The organism is Micromonospora sp. NPDC000089 (genome assembly GCF_042899365.1).
Lineage (GTDB): Bacteria > Actinomycetota > Actinomycetes > Mycobacteriales > Micromonosporaceae > Micromonospora.
The window spans coordinates 149179-174209 of sequence record NZ_JBIAZT010000002.1; the positions used below are offsets into that span (position 1 = coordinate 149179).

Below are 25031 nucleotides of genomic sequence, written 5' to 3' on the forward strand. Positions count from 1 at the left end.
GGACGCCGCACGGCCGCCAGCATCTATGTCATGACCAGTACGCATCCGGCCGTCGAGCTCGCCGGCCTTCGCAAGAGCTTCGGGCCGGTGACCGCCGTCGACGGGCTCGACCTGCGCATCCCGGTCGGTGAGGTGGTGGCCTTCCTCGGCCCCAACGGCGCCGGCAAGACCACCACCATCGACATGCTGCTCGGCCTGGCCCGCCCGGACGCCGGCACCGTCCGGCTGCTCGGCGGCACCCCCGACGAGGCCGTCCGGCACGGCCGGGTCGCCGCCGTGCTGCAGACCGGCGGCCTGCTCAAGGACCTCACCGTCGCCGAGACGGTACGGATGACCGCGCACTTCCACGGCCGGACCCGGCCGGTGGCCGAGGTGCTGGAGCGGGCCGGCATCGCCGACATCGCCGACCGGCTGGTCGGCAAGTGCTCCGGCGGCCAGCAGCAGCGGCTGCGCTTCGCCCTGGCGCTGCTCTCCGACCCGGACATCATGATCCTCGACGAGCCCACCACCGGGATGGACGTCGAGGGGCGGCGGGACTTCTGGCAGGCCATCCGGGCCGACGCGCGGGCCGGCCGGACGGTCGTGTTCGCCACCCACTACCTGGACGAGGCCGACGCGTACGCGGACCGGATCGTGCTGGTCCGGCAGGGCCGGGTGGTCGCCGACGGCACCACCGCCGAGATCAAGAACCTGGCCGCCGGGCGCACCGTCCGCGCCACCCTGCCGGACGCCGACCAGGCCGGGCTGGCCGCCCTGCCGGGCGTCGAGACCGTCGAGGTACGCGGGGACGGGGTGCTGATCCGCACCGCCGACTCCGACGCGGTGGCCCGGCACCTGCTCACCCGCACCGCCGCCCGGGACGTGGAGATCACCTCCCGGAACCTCGAGGACGCCTTCCTCGCCCTGACCACCGCCGAGACCGTCGGAGCCTGAGATGACCGTGACCTCGCCCGCCACCAGCACGCCCGTCCACCACGCCGACCGGCGGCTGCCCGCCCTCGGCGGCTTCTCCCCGGCGGTGCTCGCCATCGAGATCCGCCGGGTGCTGCGCAACCGCCGCACGCTGCTGTTCACCCTGATCATGCCGGCGGTGTTCTTCCTGCTCTTCGGCCTGCCGCAGCGCGGGCAGAACCTCGACAACGGCCGCCCGGTGACCGCCTGGATCATGATCAGCCTGGCCGTCTACGCGGCCATGGTCGCCACCACCAGCGCCGGCGCGGCGGTCGCCACCGAACGGGCGCTGGGCTGGAGCCGGCAGCTGCGGCTGACCCCGCTGCGCCCGGCCGCGTACGTGGCCACCAAGGTGGTCACCGCGATGGTGCTCGGGCTGGCCGCCGTGCTGGTCGAGTTCGCCGTGGGCGCGGCGGCGGGGGTGCGGGTGCCGGCGTACGTCTGGCTGCTGGCCGGCCTCGCGGCCTGGCTCGGCTCGCTGGTCTTCGCCGCCTTCGGGCTGTTCGTCGGCTACCTCGCGCCGGCCGAGAACGTCATGCAGTTCATGGGCCCGATCCTGGCCATCCTGGCGATGTTCGGCGGCCTGTTCGTTCCGCTGGAGCTGCTGCCGCACGCGTTCCAGACGATCGCCCACTTCACCCCGGTCTACGGGGTGGGCGAGCTGGCCCGCTCCCCGCTGACCGGGAACGGGGTGAGCAACACGGCGGTGGCCAACGTGATCGGCTGGACGGCGGTCTTCGGGTTCGGCGCGGCCCGGCTGTTCCGCCGGGACACCACTCGGGTCTGACCGGGCCGGCCCGGGTTAGCGTGGGCTCCATGGCCACCCCGCCGCCGCAGTACCCGCCGACGAGCCGCCGCTGGCGGCTCGCCGGCTGGCTGCTGGCCGCCGTCTGGCTGATCTTCCTCAACGTCCCGCTGCTGACCGCCCTGCACCGGGCCGAGCCCTGGCGGCGGGTGGTCGGGGTGGGCTCGGTGGTCACCTTCGGGGTGGCCTACGTGCTGCTGTTCGAGTGGGCCCGGCACCGCCGGCAGAGAAACCGTCCGGTGCCCCGCGGCCGGGCCCGCGCCCTGCTCGGGCTGCTGATCCTGCTGGCCGTCGCCGGCATCCCGGGCACCGGCGGCGACTGGATGACCACGCTGGTCTTCGTCGCCGCCGCCGGGGTGTTCCTGCTGCCCTGGCCGGAGGCGCTGGCCGTGGTGGCGGTGTGCGCGGTGACCCCGTTGGTCGGCTCGGCGCTGGTGCCCGACTGGGAGGCGGAGAGCAGTGTGGTCTTCGCGGTGGTGCTCGCCTCGATCGGGATGTTCGGGGTGAGCGCGCTGGCCCGGCGCAACACCGAGCTGCAGGCCGCCCAGGCGGAGATCGGCCGGCTGGCCGTCGCCGAGGAGCGCGCCCGTACCGCCCGGGACCTGCACGACATCCTCGGCCACTCGTTGACCGTGGTGGCGGTCAAGGCCGAGCTGGCCGGCCGGCTGCTGGAGCTGGACCCGGCCCGGGCGGCCGCCGAGATCGCCGACGTCGAGCGGCTCGCCCGGCAGGCGCTCGCCGACGTGCGGCACACCGTCGGGGCGTACCGGGAGATCAGCCTGGCCGGCGAGCTGGCCGGCGCCCGGTCGGCGCTGGCCGCGGCGGGTATCGTCGCCGAGCTGCCGGACGACCCGCCGCGGCTGCCGCCGGCCCAGGACGAGCTGTTCGGCTGGACCGTCCGGGAGGGAGTGACCAACGTGGTACGGCACAGCGGCGCGCGCCGGTGCGTGATCCGGGTCGACCCGGACCGGGTGGAGGTCGCCGACGACGGCCGGGGGCCGTCCGACGGCGCGGGCGGGCACGGGCTGACCGGGCTGCGCGAGCGGGCCCGCCGGCTGGACGCCACGGTGAGCGTGGGACGCCGCCCGGACGGCGCCGGCTTCCTGCTGCGCGTCGCGCTGCCCACGGCGGGCGACCGGTGAGCGACGCGCCGATCCGGCTGCTGCTCGCCGACGACCAGGCCCTGGTACGCGGGGCGCTGGCCGCCCTGCTCTCGCTGGAGCCCGACCTGGACGTGGTGGCCGAGGTGGGCCGGGGTGACGAGGTGGTGGAGGCCGCCCGGCGGACCCGCCCCGACGTCGCCCTGCTGGACGTGGAGATGCCCGGGCTGGACGGTATCGCGGCGACCGCGGCGCTGCGGGCCGCGCTGCCCGGCTGCCGGGTGCTGGTGGTGACCACCTTCGGCCGGCCCGGCTACCTGCGCCGGGCGATGGAGGCCGGCGCGAACGGGTTCGTGGTCAAGGACACCCCGGCTCGGCAGCTCGCCGACGCGGTGCGCCGGGTGCACGCCGGGCTGCGGGTGGTCGACCCGACCCTGGCGGCGGAGACCCTGGCCACCGGGGCCAGCCCGCTGACCGAGCGGGAGACCGAGGTGCTGCGCGCGGCGCTGGGCGGCGGCACGGTCGCCGACCTGGCCCGGACGCTGCACCTGTCCGAGGGCACCGTCCGCAACCACCTCTCGTCGGCGATCGGCAAGACCGGCGCCCGCAACCGCGCCGAGGCCGTCCACATCGCCGAACGCAACGGCTGGCTCCTCGGCGACTGACCGGCGCCGGGTCTCAGGCGGTGGGGGGTGGGGTGGGGAGGGTGTCGACCACGATCAGTGGGGTACCGGGGGACAGCTCGGCGAGCAGTTGGCGTTGGGCGGTCCTGGTCAGCCGGATGCAGCCGTTGGTCACGTCCTCGCCCAGGGTGTCGTCGTCCTGCCAGCTGTGCAGGCCGATGTGCGCGCCCCTGAGGCCGGTCGGCACGGCGTCCGGGTCGTCCGGCACCGCGCCGAGGGCGAAGATGTCCACCCCGCCGTAGACCTCCTCGGGCGGCGGGGTGGTGCCGAGCACGAAGGTGCGGCCCAGCGGGGTGTCCTGGCCGGGCATGCCGAGGCTGACCTTCCAGCTGTGCACCGGCCGGCCGTGCCGGTACCAGGTCAGCCGGTGCGGCCGGCGCTCCACCACGACCTGGTCGCGCAGCGCGGTGGTGCTCCAGCCGCCCGCCGGCAGCCAACCGATCCGCCGGGTCGCCGAGGGCAGCAGCACGGCGGTCCAGCCGACCCGGTGGGCCACCACCGGCATGGTCAGCGGGACGTCGCTGATGGTCGGTGCGAGCAGAGCCCGGGGGCGGCCGCCCGGCGCGTCGTACACGGCGATCCGCCGGTCAGGGGAGAGTCCCTCGGTCAGCGGGGCGGTGTCCCGCGGGGCGGGGTCGGCCGGGAAGCCGCCAGGCGCCGGGTCGTAGTCGATCACGGGCAGGCCGGCGGGGGCGGGCGCGGCGGGCGGCACCGACTCGTCCGGGTTCTGCGGGGTCGCCGGGGCGGCGGGCGCGGGCGCGGCCCGGCGGACCGGTGCCGTGTCGTGGCGCAGCGCCGCGTTGACCAGCAGCACCAGCGCCAGCAGCGCCGGTACGCCGACGGCGGCGCCCAGCCAGCCGAGCCCCCACCGGGAGGTCAATCGGTCAAAGAGCACAAACTGACTGTAAAGGACGGACGCGGTGCGGGGCCCCCGCCCGGCCGGATCGGCGCGGACGAGGGCCCCGGGTACGGGTCAGGGCAGCTTCGCCCCGACGTGGATGGCGACCGCGTCGTGCGCGGCGATGTTGGCGGCGAACCAACCACTGCCGTCCACCGTGATCACCGGCCCGCTGCACGAGCCGTTGGCGAAGTCACCGTGGATCACGTCGCAGTACCGCCCGGCGGGCAGCCCGGTGTAGTACGACCGGCCGTTGATCGCGGAGTCCTCGTCGTTGATGGTGAGGAACCCCTTGCCTGCGCGGCTGAACGCGATGTGCTGGTAGCCGTTGTCGTACCAGTTGGCGACCGCCGCGCCCTGGGTGGCGTTGTTGAAGCCGACCATGTTGGCGATCACCCGCCAGCGGTGCTCGCACTCCCAGCCCGAGTAGCAGGTGGTGTTGGTGATCTTGTTGCTGGCGTCCGAGGGCGGGCCCTGGTCCTTGCTGCTGAACGAGAAGCTCGACATCACCGCCGGGGTGCCGTACGGCCAGGCCAGCATGAACGCGTTGGCCAGGGCGTACGCGTTGCCGTTCTTGTAGGTCAGCACCCCGCCGTCGCGCTGGGTGTCGTGGTTGTCCACGAAGGCCACCGCCGAGCCGCTGGGCAGGTAGCCCCACGCCTCGCCGAAGTTCTTCAGGTACGCCAGCCGCTCGCTGTTGAACATCCGGGCCAGGTCCTTGCCGTACCGGAACTCGTGCACGTCGCCGTTGCCGGTGTACTCGGTCGGCTGGACCGGCTCACCCGCGCCGTAGATGACCTCCTGCACGATGTACGCCGGGCGGGACAGCTTGCTCTTGATCGCGGCGATGTCGGCGGCCGGCATGTGCTTGCTGCCGTCCATCCGGAAGCCGTCCACGCCGAGCGAGAGCAGGTCGTTCAGGTAACCGGCGATCGTCGAGCGGACGTAGTCCGACTCGGTCTTCAGGTCGGCGAGGTTGACCAGCTCGCAGTTCTGCACCTCGTACCGGTCGTTGTAGTTGGCGATGTCGTTGTTGCCGTTGCGCCCGCAGTAGTGGAAGTCCTGCGAGCCGTAGGTGCCCGGGTAGTTGTAGTGGCCGTAGCTGGTGCCGGCCCAGCCGGTGCCGCCGTTCTCCTGGCCGGACATGTGGTTGACCACCGCGTCGACGAGCACCTTCACGCCGGCGTTGTGGCAGGTGGTCACCATCGACTGGAACTGGGCCCGGGTGCCCTTGCGGGACTCGATCCGGTAGCTGACCGGCTGGTAGGACACCCACCACGGGCCGAGGTTGACGTGCTCCTGCGGGGGCGAGACCTGGACGTAGCCGTACCCCTTGGGACCGAGCACATTGGTGCACTCGCTGGCCACCGAGGTCCAGTTCCACTCGAAGAGCTGGACGATGACCTTCTTGGCGCCGGAGGTGGCCGCGGCGGCCGGGGGTGCGGCCACGGCGCTCGGCAACAGCAGGCTCGCGGCGGCGAGGACCGCGAGGACGGCGGAGCGGCATCGACGTCGATGCATGGGGACTCCTGGTGTTCGGGGGATGGTGGCAGTGCGGGGGAGGGATTCCAGCTGCTGGCTTCTTGCAACCAGGGCTGAAATTTGCGGAAAGATTACAAGCGTGTTGCAGGCGCTGTCAACGGATGGATATCTGTCGTTGCGTGGAGCGCCACACGCGTCACCGGGCGCCCCGGTTCGACGCGTCGGGTGGAATTTTCACCGCCGGCACTGATCCGTACGCGCCGGACGTCCGTACTGGAGGTGGGAGCAGGGTCGGCCGGTGGTGGCGCCGCCGTTACACGATCGAGGAGCAGATGGCCCGGGCAAAGCGGAACCAGAAGGCGGCGACGGTCCGGACCACCACCACCAGCCGTGGGGTACGGACACCGTCGAAACCCGCGATGGCACTGTTGACCGCGTCCGCGCTCGCCCTGGTCTGGGCGGGCGTGGAGATCTCCGGAGTCGGCGGCCCGATGTACGCCTACGGCTTCTTCTTCACCGAGTTCTTCGCCGGGGTGATCGCCCTGGTCTCGCTCAGCCTCACCGTGATGATGGGCCTGCTGGCCACCGACCGGCTGGTGCTGAAGATCCCGCACCGGGTGCTGATGCAGTCCGCGCACCGGGCCACCGGCATCCTCGGCGTGGCCGGGCTGGTCTTCCACGTCGTCACCAAGGTGGCCATCGGCCGGGCCGCCCCCACCGACGCCGTGGTGCCGTTCATCGGTGGCCGGGGGCTCTACGTCGGGCTCGGCACCGTCGCCGCCTTCCTCATGGTGAGCGTGCTGTGGACCGGGATCATCCGGGCCCGCTTCGCCGGCGCCGGCCCGAAGTGGGTGTGGCGGGCGCTGCACTCGATGGCGTACCTGTCCTGGCCGTTCGCCCTGTTCCACGGGCTCAACGCCGGGCGGACCGCGAAGCCCTGGGTGACCCTGAGCTACCTGGCCTGCGTGCTGATGGTGGTGCTGGCCCTGCTGGTGCGGCTGTCGGTGTACCTCGGCAAGCGCAGCCGCGAGCAGCACCAGGCCGCCGCGATGAACAAGGCGATGACCGCGCGCACCAGCGAGGAGGACCGGGGCCGCCGGCTGCTCGGCGGGTTCGGTCGGCGTAAGGCCGACGACGAGGAGAAGGAGCTGCGGGCCGGCTGGGCCACCACCGCGACCGCGTCCTGGACCGCGCCGGCCGGCGCCGCCCGCCGGCGCGACCCGGAACGGTTCACCGTGCCGGTGGTGCCCGAGCCCGGCACGCTGCGGGAACCGGTCCGCGCCGGCCGCCGCGCCACGGTGCCGGTGCCGCGCGAGCGGGACGTGGCGGCCGCCGCCGAGCGGGTCGACCGCCGCCGGGACGAGGACGTCGCGCCGGTCTCCGCCGGCCGGCGGGCCCGGCTGGACGAGGACGTGGCGCCGGTGTCGACCGGGCGCCGCGCCCGGCGGGACGAGGACGTCGCGCCGGTGTCGGCCGGCCGGCGGGCCCGGCGCGACGACGCCGACGTGGCCCGCTACTCCGCGCCGCCGCAGCTCGCCGAGCCCGAGGAGCCGTGGGACAGCCCGCGCCGCTGGCAGGCCGCGTCGCCGGTCTCCGCCGAGCCGATCTCCGCCACCCCGCGCAGCGGCGCCGGCCGGCACAGCGTCGAGGACGAGGTGCCGGAGGAGCCGGACTACTGGCGGCCGCCGGCCCGGTACGTCCCCGACGGGGCGCCCGTCGACGACACCCCGACCCTGGTCGACCTGGCCTCCCGCCGGGCGCTCAAGGCGAACGGCGACAGCCGGCGCCGGCGGCGGCGGGCCGACGCGGACGCGGTTGACGGGGCGTACTGGGCCGGGCTGCGGGGTGAGGCGAAGTGATGCGGACCAAGGTGCCCCCGGTGGCCTGCGTCGGCGAGCCGAGGCTCACCGCCGGCTTCGCCGAGTTCGGCCGGCTCGACCTGGCCGCGCACGAGGAGGTGCACGGCCCGATCGGCCCGATGGAGCCGGCCAACCTGCTGCGGCTGGCCGAGAGCATCCAGCTCAAGGGCAAGGGCGGCGCGGGCTTCCCGTTCGCCCGCAAGCTCACCGCCGTCCTGGAGTCCTGCGAGCGGCAGGACCTGGCCGCGGTGGTGGTGGTCAACGCCAGCGAGGGCGAGCCGGCCAGCTGGAAGGACAAGGTGCTGCTCACCCGGGCGCCGCACCTGGTCCTGGACGGCGCCGCGCTGGCCGCGTACGCGCTGGACGCCGAGGAGATCGTGATCGGGGTGTCCGACGACATGGTCGGCCGGGACTCGCTCACCGAGGCGTTGCAGGAGCGCCGGATGCCCGTGCCGACCAGCATCGTCACCGTGCCGCACCGGTTCATCTCCGGCGAGGGCGGCGCGCTGGTCAACGGGATCAACGGCCTGCCGCACATCCCGCCCGGCACCAAGAAGCGCTCCAGCGACTCCGGCGTCGGCGGGCTGCCCACCCTGCTGTCCAACGCCGAGACGTACGCCCAGCTCGCGGTCGCCGCCCGGCTCGGCCCGTACGAGTACGCGGCGCTCGGCACCGACGAGGAGCCCGGCACGCTGCTGCTCACCGTGACCGGCGCGGCCGGGCGGCCGGCCGTGGTGGAGTGCGCCGCCGGCACCCCGCTGCGCGAGGTCCTCGAGCTGTGCGAGGTGCCGGCCGGGCCGGGCATCCTGATGGGCGGCTACCACGGCAAGTGGATCACCGCCGAGGCGGCGGACCGCGCCGACGTGTCCCGCCAGGGGCTCACCCGGGTCGGCGGCACGCTGGGCGCCGGGATCGTCCTCCCGCTCGGCGACGACACCTGCCCGCTCGGCGAGGCCGCGCAGGTGGTCCGCTACCTGGCCGGCGAGTCCGCCGGCCAGTGCGGCCCGTGCAAGATGGGGCTGCCGGACCTGGCCCGCGCCGTCGACCTGGCGGTCGCCGGCAGCGCGCCGGTGGAGGTGGTCCGGGCCGCCGCCGGCGACGTGCGGGGTCGCGGCGCGTGCAGCCACCCCGACGGTACGGCCCGGTTCGCGCTCTCCGCGATGGAGGTGTTCGCCGAGGACCTGCGGCTGCACACCACCGGCGACGGGTGCGGGCGACGGGTCAAGGGCATGATGGGCCTGCCCGGTGCGCCCGACGCGAACCCGCAGAAGCTCACCCTGGACTGGTCCCGCTGCGACGGGCACGGGCTCTGCGCGCACGTCGTACCGGACTTCATCCGGCTGGACACCAACGGATTCCCCGCCTTCCCGCCCACCCCCGTGCCGACCTGGCTGCGAGAGGGCGCGATGAAGGCGGTCAAGGTCTGCCCCGAGCTCGCCCTGCGGCTCGCCAAGGCCGAGTAGCTCGTCCACCGTTCGAGGAGGCGCCGATGCGGTCGTACCGGAGGACCGGACAGAGTGGAGGCGGGCCCGCCGGCCGGCGGCGGGCCGCGGTCGGGGCGGCGCTGTCCGGCGTGGTGCTGCTGACCGGCGCGGCCTGCGCGGTCGGTCCCGCGCCGGGCGGCCCGGCCGCCGTCGGCCCGGCGGCCACCGGACCGCCGTTCACCGCCACGTCCCCCGCCGCCACGCCGCCCGCCGGTGCTGCCCCCGCCGGTGGCGCCGCGGGCGCTCCGGCCGCCCCGGGTACGCCCCCGGCGGCCGTGCCGGACGCGCTGCGCTTCACCGGGACGACCCTCGACGGCGGGGCGTTCTCCGCCGCCGGGCTCGCCGGCCGGCCGGTGGTGCTGTGGTTCTGGGCGCCCTGGTGCGCCACCTGCGCGAGTCAGGCGTGGACGGTGGCCGAGATCGCCCCGAAGTACCGCGACACCGTCCCCATCGTCGGGGTAGCCGGCCTCGGCGACCGGAAGGCCATGAAGCAATTCGTCACCGAGTTCGAGCTGACCGGCACGCCCCAACTGGACGACCACGCCGGGGCGCTCTGGCGCCGCTTCGAGGTGGTCGAGCAGAGCACCTTCCTGATCATCGACCGGGACGGGAAGGTCGTCCACCAGGGCTTCCTGGCCGGCGACGAGCTTGCCCGCCGGGTCGCCGCGCTGGCCGCCGGATGACCACGGCGCTGCTGCTGGCGCTGACCGCCGGCATGCTCGGCGCGGTCAACCCGTGCGGCTTCGCCATGCTGCCCGCGTACCTGTCGCTGCTGGTCGCCGGCCCGGCCGAGCGTCGCGGCGCGGTCCGCCGGGCGCTCACCGCGACCGCCGGGCTGACCGCCGGTTACGTGCTGGTCTTCGGCGCGTTCGGGCTGGCCGTGGCGCCGCTGGCCGACTGGCTGCGGCCCCGGCTGCCGTGGCTCACCGTGACCCTCGGGCTCGGCCTGCTGGCGCTGGGCTGCTGGCTGCTCGCCGGCCGTCGGCTCGTGCTGCCCGGCCTCGGCCTGCGCTCGCCCCGGCTGACCCGGTCCTGGCCGTCCATGACGCTGTTCGGGATGGCGTACGCGCTGACCTCGCTCAGCTGCACCGTCGGCCCGTTCCTGGCGATCGTGGTGACCAGCCTGCGGGCCGGCTCAGCGGCGCGCGGGGTGGCGCTGTTCGTGGCGTACGCGATCGGGATGGGCCTGGTGGTCGCGGTGACCGCGCTCGGCGTGGCCCTGCTGCGCGGCTCAGTGGTGGCCCTGCTGCGCGGCGCCGGCGCGCTGGTGCCCCGGCTCAGCGGTCTGGTGCTGCTGCTCGCCGGCGGTTACGTCGCCTGGTACGGCTGGTACGAGGTCCGGCTCGCCGAGGGCCGGCACGAGGCGTTCGGCGATCCGGTGATCGTGGCCGCGGCCCGGGCCCAGCGGGCGCTCGCCACCGGCCTGGACACGGTCGGGCCGACGGTGCTCGCGGCGGTGCTGGCGCTGCTGCTGGCCGGCGCGGCCCTCTTCCGGCTACGGGCGTCACCCCGTCCGGCCCCGGCGGGACCAGACAGCGCGTCGGGTGCGCCGGCCACGGTGAGCCCGGCGGCCACGGTGAGCCCGGCGGCCACGGTGAGCCCGGCGGGTGCGCCGATGGCGGAGGGTGCGGCGGCCTCGGGGGATGCCGCGGTCCCGGCCGCTTTCTCGGGGTGAGCGACGGACGGCGGATGGACGCGAGCCCATCCGTCGGCGGGTCACCCAGGGTGAGGTAGCTCGGTGCGCTCACTCCCGAGAGCGATATGACTCTCGGTCATAATTATGACCGAGAGTCATATCGCTCTCTGCGACAAGCGGTCGCCGGCGGCCTCTGCGACAAGCGGTCGCCGGCCGGGGGCGGTCGCCCCCGCCGGCTCGGCGTCGGGCTCCCGCGCCGGCTCGGCGTCGGAGCAGTGCCGGGTCAGCGGGGGGTGAGCCGGTCGGTGCCGAGCCGGTCGCGCAGCACCTCGGGCAGCACGACCGAGCCGTCGGGCTGCTGGAACTGCTCCAGGATGGCCGGGAAGAGCCGGCTGGTGGCCAGCGCCGAGCCGTTCAGGGTGTGCACGAAGCGGGTCTGCTTGCCGCCCGGCTCGCGGTAGCGGATGGCCGCCCGGCGGGCCTGGTAGTCGCCGGCCCAGGAGACCGACGACACCTCCTTGTACTTGCCGGTGCTCGGCATGAACACCTCGATGTCCAGCGTCTTCTTCATCGAGGCGCTGGCGTCGCCGGCCGACAGCAGGGTGCGCTGGTAGTGCAGACCGAGCTTCTCGACCAGGCCCTCCGCGTGGCCGAGCATCTCCTCCAGCGCCGCGTCCGCCTGCTCCGGCAGGGTGAATTGGAAGATCTCCACCTTGTTGAACTGGTGGCCGCGCACCGTGCCGCGCTCGTCCGAGTGCGAGCCGGCCGCCTCCCGCCGGTAGCACGGGGTGTAGGCGAACGCCTTCAGCGGCAGCTTCGCTGTCTCCAGGATCTCGTCCTGGTACGCGCCGAGGATCGCCGTCTCCGAGGTGGGCAGCAGGAACTGCCCGCGCGGGGCCGACTCCCGGTCGAGGTGGTAGACGTCGTCGTAGAACTTGGGGAACTGCCCGGCCGCGAACCCGGCGGTGTCCAGCAGCAGGTGCGGCGGGAGGAGGAACTCGTACCCGGCGGTGATGTGCTCCTCGATGAACCAGCTGATCAGCGCCCACTCCAGCCGGGCGCCCATGCCGGTGTACATCCAGAAGCCGGAGCCGCCGAGCTTCACCCCGCGCTCGTGGTCGACGAGGCCCAGCATCCGGCTCAGCTCGACGTGGTCGCGGACCTTCTCGATGGCCGGTGGCTCGCCGAAGGTCTTCACCACCCGGTTGGCCTCCTTGCCGCCGGCCACGATGTCGTCGGCGGGCAGGTTGGGCAGCTCGCTCATCGCCGTGCGCAGCCGCGCCTGCACCTCGTCCAGCTGGGACTCCAGCTCGGCGAGCTGCTTACGCTCGTCCTGCGGGGAGCCGGACTCCGGCGCGGTGCCGGCCCGCTTCGCCTGCGCGTACGCCCGGGCCTCGGCCTTGCGGCGCTGCCGCTCGGCGTCGATGCCGGTGATCAGAGCGCGGCGTTCCTGGTCGAGCCGCTGGATCTCGTCCAGCGCCCGGTTGACCTCGGCGGGATCCAGTCGCTTCGCCAGCGCGGTCGCGACCGCCTCGCGATCCTTCCGGATCAAGTCCATGTCGAGCATGCTGCTCCGTACGCCTCCGTCCGGGATGTCAGGTGAGACCCCCAGATGCTACCGTCGCGGCCCCCCGGCCCCGGCCCCGCCCGCCGAGCCGCCCGGACCCGGGCCGGCATCGGCGGGACGTCGAGGGTTGAGCCGCCGGCGCCGCCGCTCGTCGCGGCGGCGCCGTTCTCGGCCGGCAACCACGCTCAGTGAGATTCGCGCGCTTGCTCCAGCGACGGCGATGACGTTGCGAAGGGTGAGCACCCGGCAAGCCGTCGGCGGGCAGCCGATCGGCCGACACCGCTCTCACCAGGGAAGACGTCGCATCGTGCCAGGGGGCAGCCCACCGGTGTGCCGCCCCCTTTGCTCTGCCGCCACCGACGCAACAGCAACGTTGGGTAACTGTCGCCTATGTGGCAGCAGAGCAAAGTGTGCGAGTAGGTGGGATGGGCGTAGTCATCAAGATGACGGAAAGTGATCGGTGATGGGCTCGGTGGAGGTCATCGAGCCCCACGGTCGTGCGGGGGCGGCCCAGGCCTGCTCCGGCGAGCTGCCGGCCGCCAGCGATCAGGAGCAGGGCCACGCCGGGCCCAGGCCGGGGCCGGGGCCAGGCCGGGGCCAGGCCGGGGCCGGAGCCGGGGCCGGGGCCAGGTCGGAGGCTGGGCCGGGGCCAGGTCGGAGGCTGGGCCGGGTCGGGATCGGAGGGTCGGGTCAGGGGCGCCGGGCCGCGCGGCGGAGCTGTCAGAGGCGGATCGGCATCAGGATCGAGAAGGCGTCCGGGTCGTCCGGGCGGCGGATCGCCAGCGGGGCGATCGGCCCGTCCAGCTCCAGGACCAGCTGCGGGCCGCCGGCCGCGTCCAGCGCGTCGAGCAGGTAGTCGCCGTTCACCCCGACGTGCAGCTCGCCGGCGACCGGCTCCTCCCCGGCGACCAGCCGCAACCCGTCCCGGTCGTCCACGCCGAGCACGGTCACCGGGTACGGCTGCCCGGCGTACTCCCGGGTGAGGGTGGGGCGGCCGGTGTCCCGCAGCGCCGCGCGCAGGGCCGGCACGTCCAGCGGGATCCGGCGGACCGGCCGGTCCCCGGTCAGCGGGCCGAGCAGCCGGCGGTGGTCGGGGAAGTCGTACGGCAGCGCGGTGGCCCGGACCTCCCGCCCGCCCACGGTGACGGTCACCGCCGACCCGTCGATCGTCAGCCGAACGGCGTCGCCGTCGACACCGTCAGCGGCGGGGTCGGGGTCGGTCAGCAGGGCACGGAGGTCGTCGACCGCCGCGACCGGGAGCAGGACGCGGACGGCTGGTCCGTCCACCCGCCCGGCCGCCCGGGCCACCGCCATCCGGTGCCGGTCGGTGGCCACCAGCTCCACGCCGCCGTCCCGCGCACCGTCGGAAGCCGTGCCGGCGGGCTCGGGGCGGTCCGGGTCCACTGCGACGAGTACGCCGGAGAGCGCGGGTAGCTCGGGGTCGGCGCCGACGGCGAAGCGGACGGCGTCGAGGGCCGCGGCCAGGTCGGCGCGGGACAGCAGGACGGTGGTCGACATCGGGAACTCCTCGGGCTCGATCAGGGCACGGATCCGGGAGAGTTCGCGACGGGCGTCGGCCAGGCCGTCCTCCAGCCGGCGCTGGTGCGCGTCCAGCAGCCGACCGACCACCGCAGGGTCGCGGCGGTGCCGCAGCGCCTCGGTGATCCCGGCCAGCGGCATGCCGACCCGGCGCAGGCCGGCCACCAGCCGGGCCGGCGCCACCTGGTCGTCGGTGTACCAGCGGTAGCCGGTCGCCGGGTCCACCAGGGCCGGGGCCAGCACCCCGGCGCGGTCGTAGAACCGCAGGGCGCTGACCGTCAGCCCGCTGGCCCGGGCCAGCTCGCCGATGCTGCGCAGCTCGCTCTCCACAGCTCGAATCGTGTCGCCTCAACCAGGTCGAGGGTCAAGCGTGACCGTCGACCCCGCCGTCGGTGCGCAGCACCCGGAAGGTCATGCCGGCCCTGACCAGCCGGTCGAGCAGCGCGTCGCCCATCGCGGTCACCGGGGTGACCTGGCCGGCGGTGGCCGGCAGGTCGTCCAGCGCGAGACAGAGCGCGGACTCGGCGAGCATCTTGGCGGTCTCGTCGTAGCCGGGGTCGCCGCCGGACACCTCGGTCAGCACGGTCCGGCCGCCGCCGGAGCCGACGAAGACGACCTTGAACCAGGACTTCGCCCGCTGCTCGGCGCTCGGGCCCTGGCCGGAGGCGAGCCGGCCGAGCAGCCACCGCCGGGTCGGCGGCAGCTTCACCAGTCCCACGATCCCGGCCAGGCCGGCCCCGGCGGCCAGCACCGTGGGCAGCCGCTTCACCGCGGCGAAGTGCCGGTAGCGGAAGTCCGGGCCGTACTCCGGGCGGGCCGCCGCCGACCGGCGTACCACCTGGGGGTCGATGGTCGGCAGCGGGACGGCCCAGCGGCCCAGCTCCTTCGAGCGCTCCACCCGGCCCGGCACCGCGCGGACCCGGCGGCCCTCCGGCCGGGGTTCGACCGCCCGGCGGGCCTTCGCGGCGCGGCCCGCCTCACCGGTACGGGAGAACGCGGTCAGCGCCGAGTGGTACGTCCCGGCGGAGAACTTCCCGCCGGCCCGGACGAAACCGTCCACGGTGATCGGCCCGTCCGCCGGCAGCTGCCTGACCGTGTAGAAGGCGCCCAGGTCGTGCGGGATCGAGTCGAAGCCGCAGGTGTGCACCAGGCGCGCCCCGGTGCGGACGGCCTCGGCGTGGTGCCGGACGTACATCAGGTCGACGAACTCCGGCTCGCCGGTGATGTCCAGGTAGTCGGTGCCGGCGGCGGCGCAGGCGGCGACCAGCGGCTCCCCGTGGTGCACGTACGGGCCGACGGTGCTGGCCACCACCCGGGCGGCCTCGGCGACCGCCTGGAGCGACGCGGCGTCGGTGACGTCGGCGGTGAGTAGCGGCAGCTCGGCCAGCGCGGGGTCGATGTCGGCCAGCCGGTCGCGGACGGCGGCCAGCTTGCCGGGGTTGCGGCCGGCGAGCGCCCAGCGCAGCCCGGTGGGGGCGTGCCGGGCCAGGTATTCGGCGGTCAGCCCGCCGGTGAACCCGGTGGCGCCGAACAGGACGAGGTCGTACGGGCGGTCGTCGCGCATCCGCCGAGTGTGCCACCCCTCAGCCGTGCGGGGTGAAGACCGCCCGTACGCAGCCGTCGGCGCGGTCCCGGAACAGCGCGTACCCGGCCGGCGCCTGCTCCAGCGGCAGCCGGTGGGTGGCCAGGTGCTCGGTGCGCAGCTCGTCGCGGGCCATCCGGTCCAGGAGCATCGGGATCCACCGCCGGCCGTGTTGGCGGGCGCTGCGCAGGGTCAGCCCCTTGTTCATGATCGCGCCGAGCGGGAAGGTGTCGACGAAGCCGGTGAAGGTGCCGGAGACGAAGACCGTCCCGCCCTTACGGCAGGCGTGCACCGCCTCGCGTACCGCGAACGGGTCCTCGGCCGGCCCGCGCCGCCCGGCGAACCGGGCGACCGGCGGCGGTGGCTCGGCGGTGGCGCCGACCGCCTCCACGCAGACGTCCGGCCCCCGGCCGCCGCTGCGCTCGCGCAGCTCGGCGGGGACGTCGGTGCGCTCGAAGTTGAGCGTCTCCGCGCCGGTGTGCCGCTCGGTCATCCGCAGCCGCTCCTCGTGCCGGTCGATCACGATCACCCGGTCCGCGCCGAGCAGCGCCGCGGCCTGCGCGGTCAGCTGGCCCACCGCGCCGGCGCCCCACACCGCGACCACGTCGCCGGGGCGTACCTCGCCCAGCTCGGCGCCCATCCAGCCGGCCGGGGCGGCGTCCGAGGCGAACACCGCCCGGTCGTCGCTGACCGGGTCGGGGACGCTGAACGCGCCGACGTCCGCGTACGGCACCCGCACGTACTCCGCGTGGCTGCCGGCGAAGCCGCCCATCGCCCGGGGGTGGCCGTAGCAGCCGCCGGTGGGCTGGCCCCAGGCCGCCTCGGTGACCGCCGGGCCGGTGCCGGAGTTGTCGCAGCAGCCGTGCCGTCCCTGCGCGCAGTGCCAGCAGCTGCCGCAGGCGACCACGGCGGAGACCACCACCCGGTCGCCGACCCGGTGGCCGCGTACCGCCGGGCCGACCTCGGCCACCTCGCCGAGGAACTCGTGGCCGAGCACGTCCCCGTCGGCCAGGAACGGCAGCCGCCCCGCCACCAGCGGCAGGTCCGCGCCGCAGGTGGCGCTGCGGCGTACCCGCACGATCATGTCGTGCGCGTTGCGCAGCTCCGGGTCGGGCACCTGGCGTACCTCCAGGGTGTCGGCGCCCGCCCAGCACAGCGCCCTCATGCCGCCGGCCCGTCCGCGGGCGAGCGGTCGGCGCGCAGCACCTCGCCGGTCTCGGCGAGCGTCTTGACCTGGCGCAGCACGTCCCGCAGGAACAGCCCGGGGTCGTCGCCGACCAGGTGGGCGGCCATTCCGGGCAGGGTTTGCACCCCACCCAGCGGCCGGACGGCCAGCTCGGTGCCGCGCCCGCCGGGCGCCGGGCGCAGGTACAGCTCGACCGCGCCGTCCAGCGGCCGCAGCGGCTCCGGCCACACCCCGCCGGGCAGCAGCTCCGCGGGCGACCGGGCCACCGTCACCACCTGCCACCGCCCTGGCCGCGGGTCGGCGCCGGCCGCGCGCGGCCAACCACCCCGCCGGGGTACGACCCGCGCGCGCAGCGCGGCCGCACCCCGCGCGGCCAGGGCGAGCGTCACCCCGCCGCCATTCGGGCGTCGCATCCGTACCACCTGCCCCTCGGCTGCCGTCACCCGCTGGACCACGTCCGCCCAGCCTCGCCACGGCCGGGGTGAAGTGGGCTCGTCCCGAAGGGGTGAACGGGCTCCCGCCGGGTAACCGCCGGCGTCCGGGGGAGGACGCGCCGACGGAGGTGGGTGGATGCCGCAGCAGCCGCGCCGCGACGGGATCGCCGAGGCGGCGGTCGGACCGGCGCCGCTGCTGACGTCCCGGCTCGCGCCACCTCCGCTGCCGGAGCCGGTGCTGCTGCGCCCCCGGCTGGCGGGTCGGCTGGACGACGGGGTGACCGGGCCGGTCACCCTGGTCCGCGCCCCGGCCGGCTGGGGCAAGACCACGCTGCTCGCCTCCTGGGCGCGCGCGGCGGCGCAGCCCGGGCCGTCCTGGGTGCAGGTGGAGGCGGGTGACACCGGGGAGCGGCTCTGGGCGTACCTGGCGGCGGCGCTGCGCGACCCGGCCGGCGGCGAGCCGGCGGACGACCCGCCGCTGCCCGCCGGCCCGCCCCGGCCCGACCAGCTGGAGCTGCTCGCCGCCGGGCTGGCCGCCCGGGAGCGGCCGGTGCTGCTGGTCCTGGACGACCTGCACCGGATCACCGACCCGGCGGCGCTCACCGGGCTGGAGTTCCTGCTGCGCCACACCGACCAGCGGCTGCGGCTGGTCGCCGGCGCCCGCAGCGAGCTGCCGATGGCGCTGCACCGGCTGCGGCTGGCCGGCGGGCTGACCGAGATCGGCCCGCGGGAGTTGGCGTTCACCACCGACGAGGTGGCCGACCTGCTGGTCGCGCACGGGGTGCCGCTGCCGGCCGCGGCGGTGGCCCGACTGGGGGAGCGGACCGGGGGCTGGCCGGCGGCGCTGCGGTTCGCCGCGCTGGCCGCCCGGGACCGGCCCGACCCGGAACGCTGGGCCGAGCGGTTCGGCGGGGACCAGGCGGAGGTCGCCGCGTACCTGCGGACCGAGGTGCTGGACGGGCTGCCGGCGGCGACCCGGGACCTGTTGCGACGGACCGCGGTGGCGCCCGCCGTCCGCGCCGACCTGGCCGACGCGTTGACCGGGCGCGGCGACGGCACCCCGGTGCTGGCCGCGCTGGTCCGGGACAGCGGCCTGGTGCACCCGGACGACAGCGACCCGCCGTGGTACCGCTGCCAGCCGCTGCTGGCCGACCTGCTGCGCGCGGAGTTCACCGACCTGCCCGAGGCGCAGCGGCGCGACCTGCACCTACGGGCCGCCGACTGGTACGCCGTAAACGACCGGCCGGCCGAGGCGCTGCGGCACGCGCTCGCCGCCGGGCGGTGGGAGCGGGCGACCCAGCTGCTGCTCACCGCCTGGCCGGAGCTGACCCCGTACGACCGGGAGGCACCGCCCGGCCCGGCGCCGGCCGCGCCCCCGCCGGAGGTGGTCCGCGCCGATCCGGAGCTGGCGCTGGCCGCGGCGGCCGAGCGGGCGTACGCCGGTGACGCCGACGCGGCGGCCGGGCTGCTGCGGCAGGCGGTGGGCCTGGCCGCGGGACTGCCCGCGCCGCGCCGGGACCGCTTCCGCCGGCTGGCCACCGCGGTGGAGCTCACCCTGGCCCGGCTGGCCGGCGACCACCCGGAGGTACGCCGGACCGCCGCCCGACTGCTGGACACCCGCCCGGCCGGCCCCGGCGACGACGACCCGCGCTCGGGCGCCGGGGAGGACGCCGACCCGGTGGCGGTGGCCGGCACCGCGCTCGGCCTTCTCGACCTGGCCGAGGGGGACCTGCGGGCCGCGGCGGCCCGGTTCGACACGGCGCTGGGCGCGGCCCGGGAGGCGGGCCGGCCGCGTACCGCGCTGGTCTGCGCGGCCCGCTCGGCGCTGCTGCACGCGCTCGCCGGCGAGCTGCTGGCGGCGGAGGAGACCGCCCGGACGGCGCTGGCGATGCCACCATGCCAGGGCTGGTCGGGCCGGACCGACTGCGGGTACGCGCACCTGGCGCTGGCCCTGGTGGCGCTGCACCGCGACCAGCCGCGGGAGGCCGCCGCCCGGGTGGCGTCGACCGGCCCGGCGGCGGGGGAGCCGGTGGTGGCCGGCGCCGCCGCGCTGGTCCGGGCGACGCTGCTGCGCGACGCGGGGGACCCGGCCGGGGCGATCCAGGTGGTCACCGCCGCCCGGGAGCGACTGGCCGGGCCCGGTGAGCTGGCCGACCGGCTGCTCGCCCTGGAGGCCGACCTGCGCGGCGAGCAGGGCGACGTGCGCTTCGCCCGGGACCTGCTCGCCGACCGGGCCCGGGAGCCCGACCCGGCGCCGGTGCTGGCGCTCGCCCTGGCCCGGGTGGAGCTGCGGGCCGGTGACGTCCGGGCGGCCGGGTACTCCCTGCCGGACTGGGACGGCCCGGCCGCCGCCGGCTGGCCGCTGCCGGTACGGCTCGCGGCCGGGGTGCTGGACGCGGTGCTGGCCCGCCGCGGCGGCGACGAGCGGCGCGCCGGCCGGCTGCTGGAGCGGGTGCTCGACCTGGCCGGCCCGCAGGGCTACCGGCGGGTCTTCACCCGGGCGGAACCGCCGGTGCGCGACCTGCTCGCCGCCCACCTGGACTCCGGCACCGCGCACTGGTCGACGGTCAGCGAGCTGGTCCGGGGCGCCGAGGAGCCGGCCGAGGACGACCCGGCGGGCACCCGGCGACCGCTGGACGAGCCGCTCACCGAGCGGGAGTTGACCATCCTGCGCTACCTGCAGAGCATCCTGTCCAACGTGGAGATCGCCGGTGAGTTGTCGCTGTCGGTCAACACCGTCAAGACGCACGTGCGCAACATCTACCGCAAACTCGACGCCACCCGCCGCCGGGAGGCCGTCAGTCGCGCCCGCGAGCTGCGGCTGATCTGAGTGGCCGGCGCGCCACCCGGCGGCCGGCGCGCCACCCGGACATCGGCGTGCCGGCCGCCGCCGGGCGGTGCGATCCCGGCGGCGGGCGGCGGTGGAGGGGAAGGGCTCCGGTCAGGCGTTCGCTGCGGCGTCCACCGCGACCAGCAGGTCGGCCAGGTCGTACCCGCCCTCGTGCCGGACGCCCTGGACGAACAGGGTGGGGGTGCCGTTCACCCCGGAGCGGATGCCGCCGACGAAGTCGTGCCGGACCCGGTCGGCGTGCTCGTGCCGGTCGAGCTCGGCGCGCACCTCGTCCGGCGGCAGGCCCACCTGCTGCACGCCGAGCGACAGGTGCACCGGGTCCAGCTGGTCCTGGTGCTCGTACAACCAGTCGTGCATCTGCCAGAACCGGCCCCGCCGCGCGGCGGCCTCGGCGGTCTCCGCGGCGGCCTCCGCGTACGGGTGGACGTTGGCGATCGGGAAGTGCCGGTAGACCAGGCGTACGGTCTCGGCCCGCTGGCGCAGCAGCTCGGCCAGGTTCGGGTACGCCGCCCCGCAGAACCGGCACTGGAAGTCGCCGTACTGCACCACGGTGACCGGGGCGTCCACCGGCCCGCGGGCGTGGTCCGCCTCGGTGACCGGCGTCCGCAGCAGGGGGGTGGCCTGCAGTGGCGTGGTCATCCGGCCACCACCGGCCGCTCGGTGAGCTCCTCCAGCGCGGTCAGGATCCCGTCGGCCCCCGGGTTGACCTCGGAGGGCGAGCGGTAGCTCCAGGCCACCGTCGAGTCGGGCGCGAGCACCACCAGGACCCGGGCGGCCTGCCCCTGCGGCGTGTACGCCCCGTACCGCCGGGCCACCTCGCCCTTGGGCTCGAAGTCGGCCAGCAGCGGGTACCGGATCCCCTGCGCCTCGGCGAAGGCCCGGTGCGACCAGAGGCTGTCCACCGAGATGCCCAGCAGGGCCGCGTCGTAGCGGTCGAACTCCGGCATCGCCGCCTGGTAGAGCGCCATCTGGTCGCCGCAGACCGGGCTCCAGTCGGCGGGGTAGAAGGCCAGCACCACCGGCCGGCCACGGAACTGCCCGGGTCCCGTTCGTCGCCCGTCCGGGGTGGCCGGCAGGGCGAAGTCGGGGGCCGGGCTCCCGGGTCGGATCAGCCCGTCCGAATCAGTCATGTCCCCACCCTGCCCGCGGGCCGGGTGAGCCGGGCTCACCCCGCCCGGGTGGTCCGTACGAGGATGGGAGCGCTTCCATGACCGCTCTCCCATCCGATAGGGTGAATGTCTTCCTCGGCAGCGGGAGCCAGCGTGCCGGCGGGGAGCCAGGGCAGCTTCCCGCAACCGGTCGACGTCCGGGCGTCGGCCTCGTCCCCCCACCACAGGGCACTCCCCGAGAGGAACCGCAGATGCGGAGAAGTCTCGCCGGCGCGGTCACCGCCGTGCTGGCCGCCGCCACGGCCGCGCTGGCCGTCCAGGTCACCATCGCACCCACCGTCCCGGCCGCCGCTGCGGCCGCCGAGCCGTACAGCTGGAAGAACGTCCGGATCGACGGCGGCGGCTTCGTCCCCGGCATCGTCTTCAACCCCACCGAGAAGAACCTGATCTACGCCCGGACCGACATCGGCGGCGCGTACCGCTGGGAGCAGGACAGCCGGTCGTGGACGCCGCTGCTGGACTGGGTGGGCGCCGACAGGTGGGGCTGGAACGGAGTGGTCAGCCTGGCCACCGACCCGGTGCAGACCAACCGGGTGTACGTCGCGGCCGGCATGTACACCAACGGCTGGGACCCGAACAACGGCGCGGTCCTGCGCTCGGCCGACAAGGGCGCCACCTGGCAGGCCACCGAGCTGCCGTTCCACCTGGGCGGCAACATGCCCGGCCGGGGGATGGGCGAGCGGCTGGTCGTCGACCCGAACCGCGACAGCGTGCTCTACCTGGGCGCGCCGAGCGGCAACGGGCTGTGGCGCAGCACCGACTCCGGCGTCACCTGGGCCAGGGTGACCAGCTTCCCCAACGTCGGCAACTACCCGTCCACCGGGGCCGACAACCAGGGCGTCGTCTGGGTCAGCTTCGACGAGAGCACCGGCACGGCCGGCGCCGCCACGAAGACCATCTACGCCGGGGTCGCCGACAAGGCCAACCCGGTCTACCGCAGCACCGACGCCGGCGTCACCTGGCAGCCGGTGCCCGGCGCGCCCACCGGCTTCATCCCGCACAAGGGGGTCGTCGACCCGGTCGGCGGCTACCTCTACCTCGCCACCAGCGACACCGGCGGCCCGTACGACGGCGGCAAGGGCGACGTGTGGAAGCTCAGCCGGGCCACCGGCGCCTGGACCCGGATCAGCCCGACCCCGTCGACCAGCACCGACGACACCTTCGGGTACTCCGGGCTGACCATCGACCGACAGCACCCGAACACCCTGATGGTCGGCTCCCAGGTCTCCTGGTGGCCGGACACGGTCTTCTGGCGCAGCACCGACGGCGGCGCCACCTGGAGCCGGGTCTGGGACTGGGCCGGCTACCCGAACCGCAGCTTCCGCTACAAGATGGACGCCTCCTCGGTGCCCTGGCTGAACTTCGGCAACGCCGACCCCGGCCCGCCGGACACGTCGCCGAAGCTGGGCTGGATGAACGAGTCCATCGAGATCGACCCGTTCGACTCGAACCGGATGCTGTACGGCACCGGCGCGACCGTCTACGGCACCACCGACCTGACCAGATGGGACACCGGCGGCCAGTTCACCATCACCCCGATGGTCAAGGGGCTGGAGGAGACCGCGGTGCTCGACCTGATCAGCCCGCCGTCCGGGGCGCCGCTGCTCAGCGCGCTCGGTGACATCGCCGGCTTCCGGCACGACGACCTGAACGCGGTGCCCTGCTGGACGTACACCGACCCGAGCTGGGGGCCGCACGACCTGGACTACGCGGAGACCAGGCCGAACGTGATCGTCCGGGCCGGCAGCTTCGCCGACGCCGACCGGCCGGGGGACAGCCACGTCGCCTTCTCCACCGACGGCGGCACCACCTGGTTCCAGGGCACCGAGCCGGCCGGCCTCACCAACGGCGGCACGGTCGCCGCGGCAGCCGACGGCAGCCGGTTCCTCTGGGCCCCGGGCGACACCGGCGCGGCCGTCGTCCGCTCGGTCGGCTTCGGCACCTCCTGGAGCGCGGCGACCGGCATCCCGGCCAACGCGCAGATCGCCGCCGACCGGGTCGACCCGAACCGTTTCTACGGACTCAGCGGCGGCAGGGTCTACGCCAGCACGAACGGCGGCGCGAGCTTCACCGCGACGGCCGCCACCGGGCTGCCGTCGTCCGGGCGGCTCAAGGCGGTGCCCGGCCAGCAGGGCGAGCTCTGGGTGACCGGCTCCGGCGGGCTGTGGCGCTCGATCGACGGGGGCGCCAGCTTCACCAAGCTGCCCGCCGTGGGCTCCGCCGGCAACGTCGGCTTCGGCAGGGCGGCTCCGGGTCGGACCCACCCGGCGGTGTTCGTGATCGGCACCGTCGACGGCATGCACGGCGTGTTCCGCTCGGACGACGCCGGCGGGAGCTGGGTGCGGATCAACGACGACCAGCACCAGTACGGCAACGCCGGGGACGCCCTGACCGGTGACCCGCGGGTCTACGGCCGGGTCTACCTGGGCACCAACGGTCGGGGCATCCTGGTGGCCGACCGGCTCGGCGGCACCCCGACGCCGACCCCCACCGGCTCGCCCACGCCCAGCTCCACGCCGACGCCGACCTCGACGCCGAGTGCCACCCCGACGCCGAGTGCGAGCTCGACCAGCCCGTACCCGACCGACTACCCGCCGACCCCGACGCCGACGACCCGGGGTTGCGCGGCGACGTACCGGGTGACCGGGTCGTGGCCCGGTGGCTTCCAGGGGGAGGTGGTGGTGCGCAACTCCGGCAGCGCGCCGACCGCCGGCTGGACGCTCACCTGGACCTGGCCCGACGGTCAGCGGATCAACCAGCTCTGGGGTGGGGCGTACACCCAGACCGGCGCCGCGGTGACCGTGCGGGACGCGGGCTGGAACGGCGTGCTCGCGCCGGCGGGCAGCACCAGCGTCGGCTTCATCGCGAGCACCGGCAGCACCAACGGCACCCCGGTGGTCAGCTGCGCCGGCCGCTGAGAAGCGCCGCGGGCCCCGGTCGACTCGGGTGAGTCGCCGGGGCCCGTCGGGCTGGTGCGGTGGGTCAGTCGTCCAGGCCGACCGGGGAGTTCGGCCGGTCCACGTCGACGAACTCGATGTCGTCGACCGGCCGGCTGTCGCGGCTGCCGGCGGCCCGCGCGGCCGTGCCGGCGGCCCAACCGATCGCCGCGCCGACCAGGGCCGCGCTGATCAGCAGCGTCCACGGCAGGGCGGGGCGACGGCCGGCGAGGGCGTCGAAGGCGAGGGTCGCGCGGCGCCGGGCCTCGTCCGCGGCGGAGCCCACCAGGTCGCCCGCGTCGGAGAGGCCGGAGCCCCCGGTGGATCGGACGGACTTGGCGGCGTCGCGGACGCTGTCCCCGGCGGAGCCGACCGCCGAGAGCAGGTGCTCCCAGGCCTGGTCCGCGATCCGCTCGGGCTTGCTGCGGCGCTCCAGCAGACTGCTACCGAACATCGTGGGTTACCTCCTCGGGGTGCCGAAGCCTGCGGCCACTTCGGACTGCGGTGTCTCTGCGGCGCGTCACGGTCGCTCTGCGGCAGTGCCCAGCCCGGCCGGTGCGCAAACCCGGTGCCTAGTGGACCACGGCCACCGTGGCGGCCCGGGCGAAATCGTCGTCGCCGTCATCGTCGTCGTCCCCGCCGCCGAACCCACAGGCCAGGACGAGGGCGAGCAGCGCGCCGACACCGGCCAGGCCGAGCAGTCGCCTGAGCATCGAATCCGGTCCTTCCGTCAGGGTGACCTTTGTCTCGCCCCGAGGCTAGGCCACCCCGACAACCGCTCGCACCTGCGACAACGCCGCCGACCGGTCGAACCGCTGGCGCGCCCGGGCGGTGGATCCGGGGCGGGGTGGACCCGGCCCGCTACGCTG

General features: G+C 75.4%; 20 protein-coding genes and 1 pseudogene. 10 read left to right on the forward strand and 11 right to left on the reverse strand.

Annotated features, from left to right (window positions below; all coding sequences use genetic code 11):
- Positions 1-30 precede the first annotated feature (30 nt).
- Genes ACFY3U_RS04120 through ACFY3U_RS04135 form a run of 4 tightly spaced genes read left to right on the forward strand, consistent with a single transcriptional unit; the run spans position 31 to position 3521 of the window.
- Positions 31-933, forward strand: a complete 903-nt coding sequence (locus tag ACFY3U_RS04120) for an ABC transporter ATP-binding protein (RefSeq protein ID WP_387194560.1) — start codon at positions 31-33, stop codon at positions 931-933.
- 1 nt (position 934) lies between these two features.
- The gene (locus ACFY3U_RS04125; RefSeq protein WP_387194563.1) at positions 935-1738 is read left to right on the forward strand and encodes an ABC transporter permease; all 804 of its coding nucleotides are present in this window, start codon (positions 935-937) and stop codon (positions 1736-1738) included.
- Between the two features lie 29 nt (positions 1739-1767).
- On the forward strand, positions 1768-2898 hold the full coding sequence (locus tag ACFY3U_RS04130; protein WP_387194566.1) for a sensor histidine kinase: 1131 nt from the start codon (positions 1768-1770) through the stop codon (positions 2896-2898).
- Entirely contained in the window at positions 2895-3521 is a 627-nt protein-coding gene (locus tag ACFY3U_RS04135) for a response regulator (RefSeq protein ID WP_387194569.1), read from the forward strand. The genes ACFY3U_RS04130 and ACFY3U_RS04135 overlap by 4 nt, the downstream gene beginning before the upstream one ends.
- Positions 3522-3534: 13 nt before the next feature.
- Here ACFY3U_RS04135 and ACFY3U_RS04140 read toward each other — a convergent pair whose 3' ends face one another.
- Both ACFY3U_RS04140 and ACFY3U_RS04145 read right to left on the reverse strand, forming a co-directional pair.
- The gene (locus tag ACFY3U_RS04140; protein WP_387194572.1) at positions 3535-4434 is read right to left on the reverse strand and encodes a L,D-transpeptidase; all 900 of its coding nucleotides are present in this window, start codon (positions 4432-4434) and stop codon (positions 3535-3537) included.
- A 78-nt stretch (positions 4435-4512) separates the two neighbouring features.
- Positions 4513-5958, reverse strand: a complete 1446-nt coding sequence (locus ACFY3U_RS04145) for an alpha-amylase family protein (RefSeq protein WP_387194575.1) — start codon at positions 5956-5958, stop codon at positions 4513-4515.
- A gap of 380 nt (positions 5959-6338) precedes the next feature.
- Between ACFY3U_RS04145 and ACFY3U_RS04150 the strand changes: the two genes are divergently transcribed.
- Genes ACFY3U_RS04150 through ACFY3U_RS04165 form a run of 4 tightly spaced genes read left to right on the forward strand, consistent with a single transcriptional unit; the run spans position 6339 to position 10937 of the window.
- Positions 6339-7778: a hypothetical protein gene (locus ACFY3U_RS04150; protein WP_387194578.1), complete on the forward strand. Its 1440-nt coding sequence runs from the start codon at positions 6339-6341 to the stop codon at positions 7776-7778.
- Entirely contained in the window at positions 7775-9241 is a 1467-nt protein-coding gene (locus tag ACFY3U_RS04155; protein WP_387194581.1) for an NADH-ubiquinone oxidoreductase-F iron-sulfur binding region domain-containing protein, read from the forward strand. Before ACFY3U_RS04150 ends, ACFY3U_RS04155 begins: the two co-directional genes overlap by 4 nt.
- A gap of 26 nt (positions 9242-9267) precedes the next feature.
- The gene (locus tag ACFY3U_RS04160) at positions 9268-9945 is read left to right on the forward strand and encodes a TlpA family protein disulfide reductase (protein ID WP_387194583.1); all 678 of its coding nucleotides are present in this window, start codon (positions 9268-9270) and stop codon (positions 9943-9945) included.
- Complete coding sequence (locus ACFY3U_RS04165) at positions 9942-10937, forward strand: cytochrome c biogenesis protein CcdA (protein ID WP_387194586.1); 996 nt, start codon at positions 9942-9944, stop codon at positions 10935-10937. The genes ACFY3U_RS04160 and ACFY3U_RS04165 overlap by 4 nt, the downstream gene beginning before the upstream one ends.
- Before the next feature lie 244 nt (positions 10938-11181).
- On the opposite strand, the gene serS is transcribed toward ACFY3U_RS04165, so the two are convergent.
- From serS to ACFY3U_RS04190, 5 genes are all read right to left on the reverse strand, one after another.
- Complete coding sequence (serS, locus tag ACFY3U_RS04170; RefSeq protein ID WP_387194589.1) at positions 11182-12465, reverse strand: serine--tRNA ligase; 1284 nt, start codon at positions 12463-12465, stop codon at positions 11182-11184.
- A 720-nt stretch (positions 12466-13185) separates the two neighbouring features.
- Complete coding sequence (locus ACFY3U_RS04175) at positions 13186-14322, reverse strand: MerR family transcriptional regulator (protein WP_387195935.1); 1137 nt, start codon at positions 14320-14322, stop codon at positions 13186-13188.
- 46 nt (positions 14323-14368) lie between these two features.
- Entirely contained in the window at positions 14369-15568 is a 1200-nt protein-coding gene (locus ACFY3U_RS04180; RefSeq protein WP_387194592.1) for a saccharopine dehydrogenase family protein, read from the reverse strand.
- Positions 15569-15587: 19 nt separating this feature from the next.
- The gene (locus tag ACFY3U_RS04185; protein ID WP_387194595.1) at positions 15588-16751 is read right to left on the reverse strand and encodes a zinc-dependent alcohol dehydrogenase; all 1164 of its coding nucleotides are present in this window, start codon (positions 16749-16751) and stop codon (positions 15588-15590) included.
- On the reverse strand, positions 16748-17185 hold the full coding sequence (locus ACFY3U_RS04190) for a hypothetical protein (RefSeq protein ID WP_387194598.1): 438 nt from the start codon (positions 17183-17185) through the stop codon (positions 16748-16750). The genes ACFY3U_RS04185 and ACFY3U_RS04190 overlap by 4 nt, the downstream gene beginning before the upstream one ends.
- 92 nt (positions 17186-17277) lie before the next feature.
- On the opposite strand from ACFY3U_RS04190, the pseudogene ACFY3U_RS04195 reads away from it, so the two are divergent.
- Positions 17278-20036: pseudogene (locus ACFY3U_RS04195) on the forward strand (LuxR C-terminal-related transcriptional regulator).
- Positions 20037-20147: 111 nt separating this feature from the next.
- Here the strand turns inward: ACFY3U_RS04195 and ACFY3U_RS04200 are convergent.
- Positions 20148-20696 carry a DsbA family protein gene (locus ACFY3U_RS04200; protein WP_387194601.1) on the reverse strand — a complete coding sequence of 183 codons (549 nt, stop codon included), beginning with the start codon at positions 20694-20696 and terminating at the stop codon, positions 20148-20150.
- On the reverse strand, positions 20693-21187 hold the full coding sequence (locus tag ACFY3U_RS04205; protein ID WP_387194603.1) for a redoxin domain-containing protein: 495 nt from the start codon (positions 21185-21187) through the stop codon (positions 20693-20695). The genes ACFY3U_RS04200 and ACFY3U_RS04205 overlap by 4 nt, the downstream gene beginning before the upstream one ends.
- Before the next feature lie 230 nt (positions 21188-21417).
- On the opposite strand from ACFY3U_RS04205, the gene ACFY3U_RS04210 reads away from it, so the two are divergent.
- Positions 21418-24144 carry a cellulose binding domain-containing protein gene (locus ACFY3U_RS04210; protein WP_387194606.1) on the forward strand — a complete coding sequence of 909 codons (2727 nt, stop codon included), beginning with the start codon at positions 21418-21420 and terminating at the stop codon, positions 24142-24144.
- 64 nt (positions 24145-24208) lie between these two features.
- Here ACFY3U_RS04210 and ACFY3U_RS04215 read toward each other — a convergent pair whose 3' ends face one another.
- Both ACFY3U_RS04215 and ACFY3U_RS04220 read right to left on the reverse strand, forming a co-directional pair.
- Positions 24209-24616 (reverse strand): hypothetical protein, encoded by a 408-nt coding sequence (locus ACFY3U_RS04215; RefSeq protein WP_387194609.1) that lies wholly within the window; start codon positions 24614-24616, stop codon positions 24209-24211.
- A gap of 118 nt (positions 24617-24734) precedes the next feature.
- Positions 24735-24875 (reverse strand): hypothetical protein, encoded by a 141-nt coding sequence (locus ACFY3U_RS04220; RefSeq protein WP_387194612.1) that lies wholly within the window; start codon positions 24873-24875, stop codon positions 24735-24737.
- Positions 24876-25031: the final 156 nt, after the last annotated feature.

Bases quoted from the DNA above. Each gene is read 5' to 3' on its own strand.
- ACFY3U_RS04150 (WP_387194578.1), top strand. From the start codon at position 6,339: ATGGCACTGTTGACCGCGTCCGCGCTCGCCCTGGTCTGGGCGGGCGTG.
- ACFY3U_RS04200 (WP_387194601.1), bottom strand. From the start codon at position 20,696: ATGACCACGCCACTGCAGGCCACCCCCCTGCTGCGGACGCCGGTCACC.
- ACFY3U_RS04205 (WP_387194603.1), bottom strand. From the start codon at position 21,187: ATGACTGATTCGGACGGGCTGATCCGACCCGGGAGCCCGGCCCCCGAC.
- ACFY3U_RS04130 (WP_387194566.1), top strand. From the start codon at position 1,768: ATGGCCACCCCGCCGCCGCAGTACCCGCCGACGAGCCGCCGCTGGCGG.
- ACFY3U_RS04145 (WP_387194575.1), bottom strand. From the start codon at position 5,958: ATGCATCGACGTCGATGCCGCTCCGCCGTCCTCGCGGTCCTCGCCGCC.
- ACFY3U_RS04215 (WP_387194609.1), bottom strand. From the start codon at position 24,616: ATGTTCGGTAGCAGTCTGCTGGAGCGCCGCAGCAAGCCCGAGCGGATC.
- ACFY3U_RS04120 (WP_387194560.1), top strand. From the start codon at position 31: ATGACCAGTACGCATCCGGCCGTCGAGCTCGCCGGCCTTCGCAAGAGC.
- serS (WP_387194589.1), bottom strand. From the start codon at position 12,465: ATGCTCGACATGGACTTGATCCGGAAGGATCGCGAGGCGGTCGCGACC.
- ACFY3U_RS04210 (WP_387194606.1), top strand. From the start codon at position 21,418: ATGCGGAGAAGTCTCGCCGGCGCGGTCACCGCCGTGCTGGCCGCCGCC.
- ACFY3U_RS04185 (WP_387194595.1), bottom strand. From the start codon at position 16,751: ATGAGGGCGCTGTGCTGGGCGGGCGCCGACACCCTGGAGGTACGCCAG.
- ACFY3U_RS04165 (WP_387194586.1), top strand. From the start codon at position 9,942: ATGACCACGGCGCTGCTGCTGGCGCTGACCGCCGGCATGCTCGGCGCG.
- ACFY3U_RS04160 (WP_387194583.1), top strand. From the start codon at position 9,268: ATGCGGTCGTACCGGAGGACCGGACAGAGTGGAGGCGGGCCCGCCGGC.
- ACFY3U_RS04180 (WP_387194592.1), bottom strand. From the start codon at position 15,568: ATGCGCGACGACCGCCCGTACGACCTCGTCCTGTTCGGCGCCACCGGG.
- ACFY3U_RS04220 (WP_387194612.1), bottom strand. From the start codon at position 24,875: ATGCTCAGGCGACTGCTCGGCCTGGCCGGTGTCGGCGCGCTGCTCGCC.
- ACFY3U_RS04190 (WP_387194598.1), bottom strand. From the start codon at position 17,185: ATGCGACGCCCGAATGGCGGCGGGGTGACGCTCGCCCTGGCCGCGCGG.
- ACFY3U_RS04125 (WP_387194563.1), top strand. From the start codon at position 935: ATGACCGTGACCTCGCCCGCCACCAGCACGCCCGTCCACCACGCCGAC.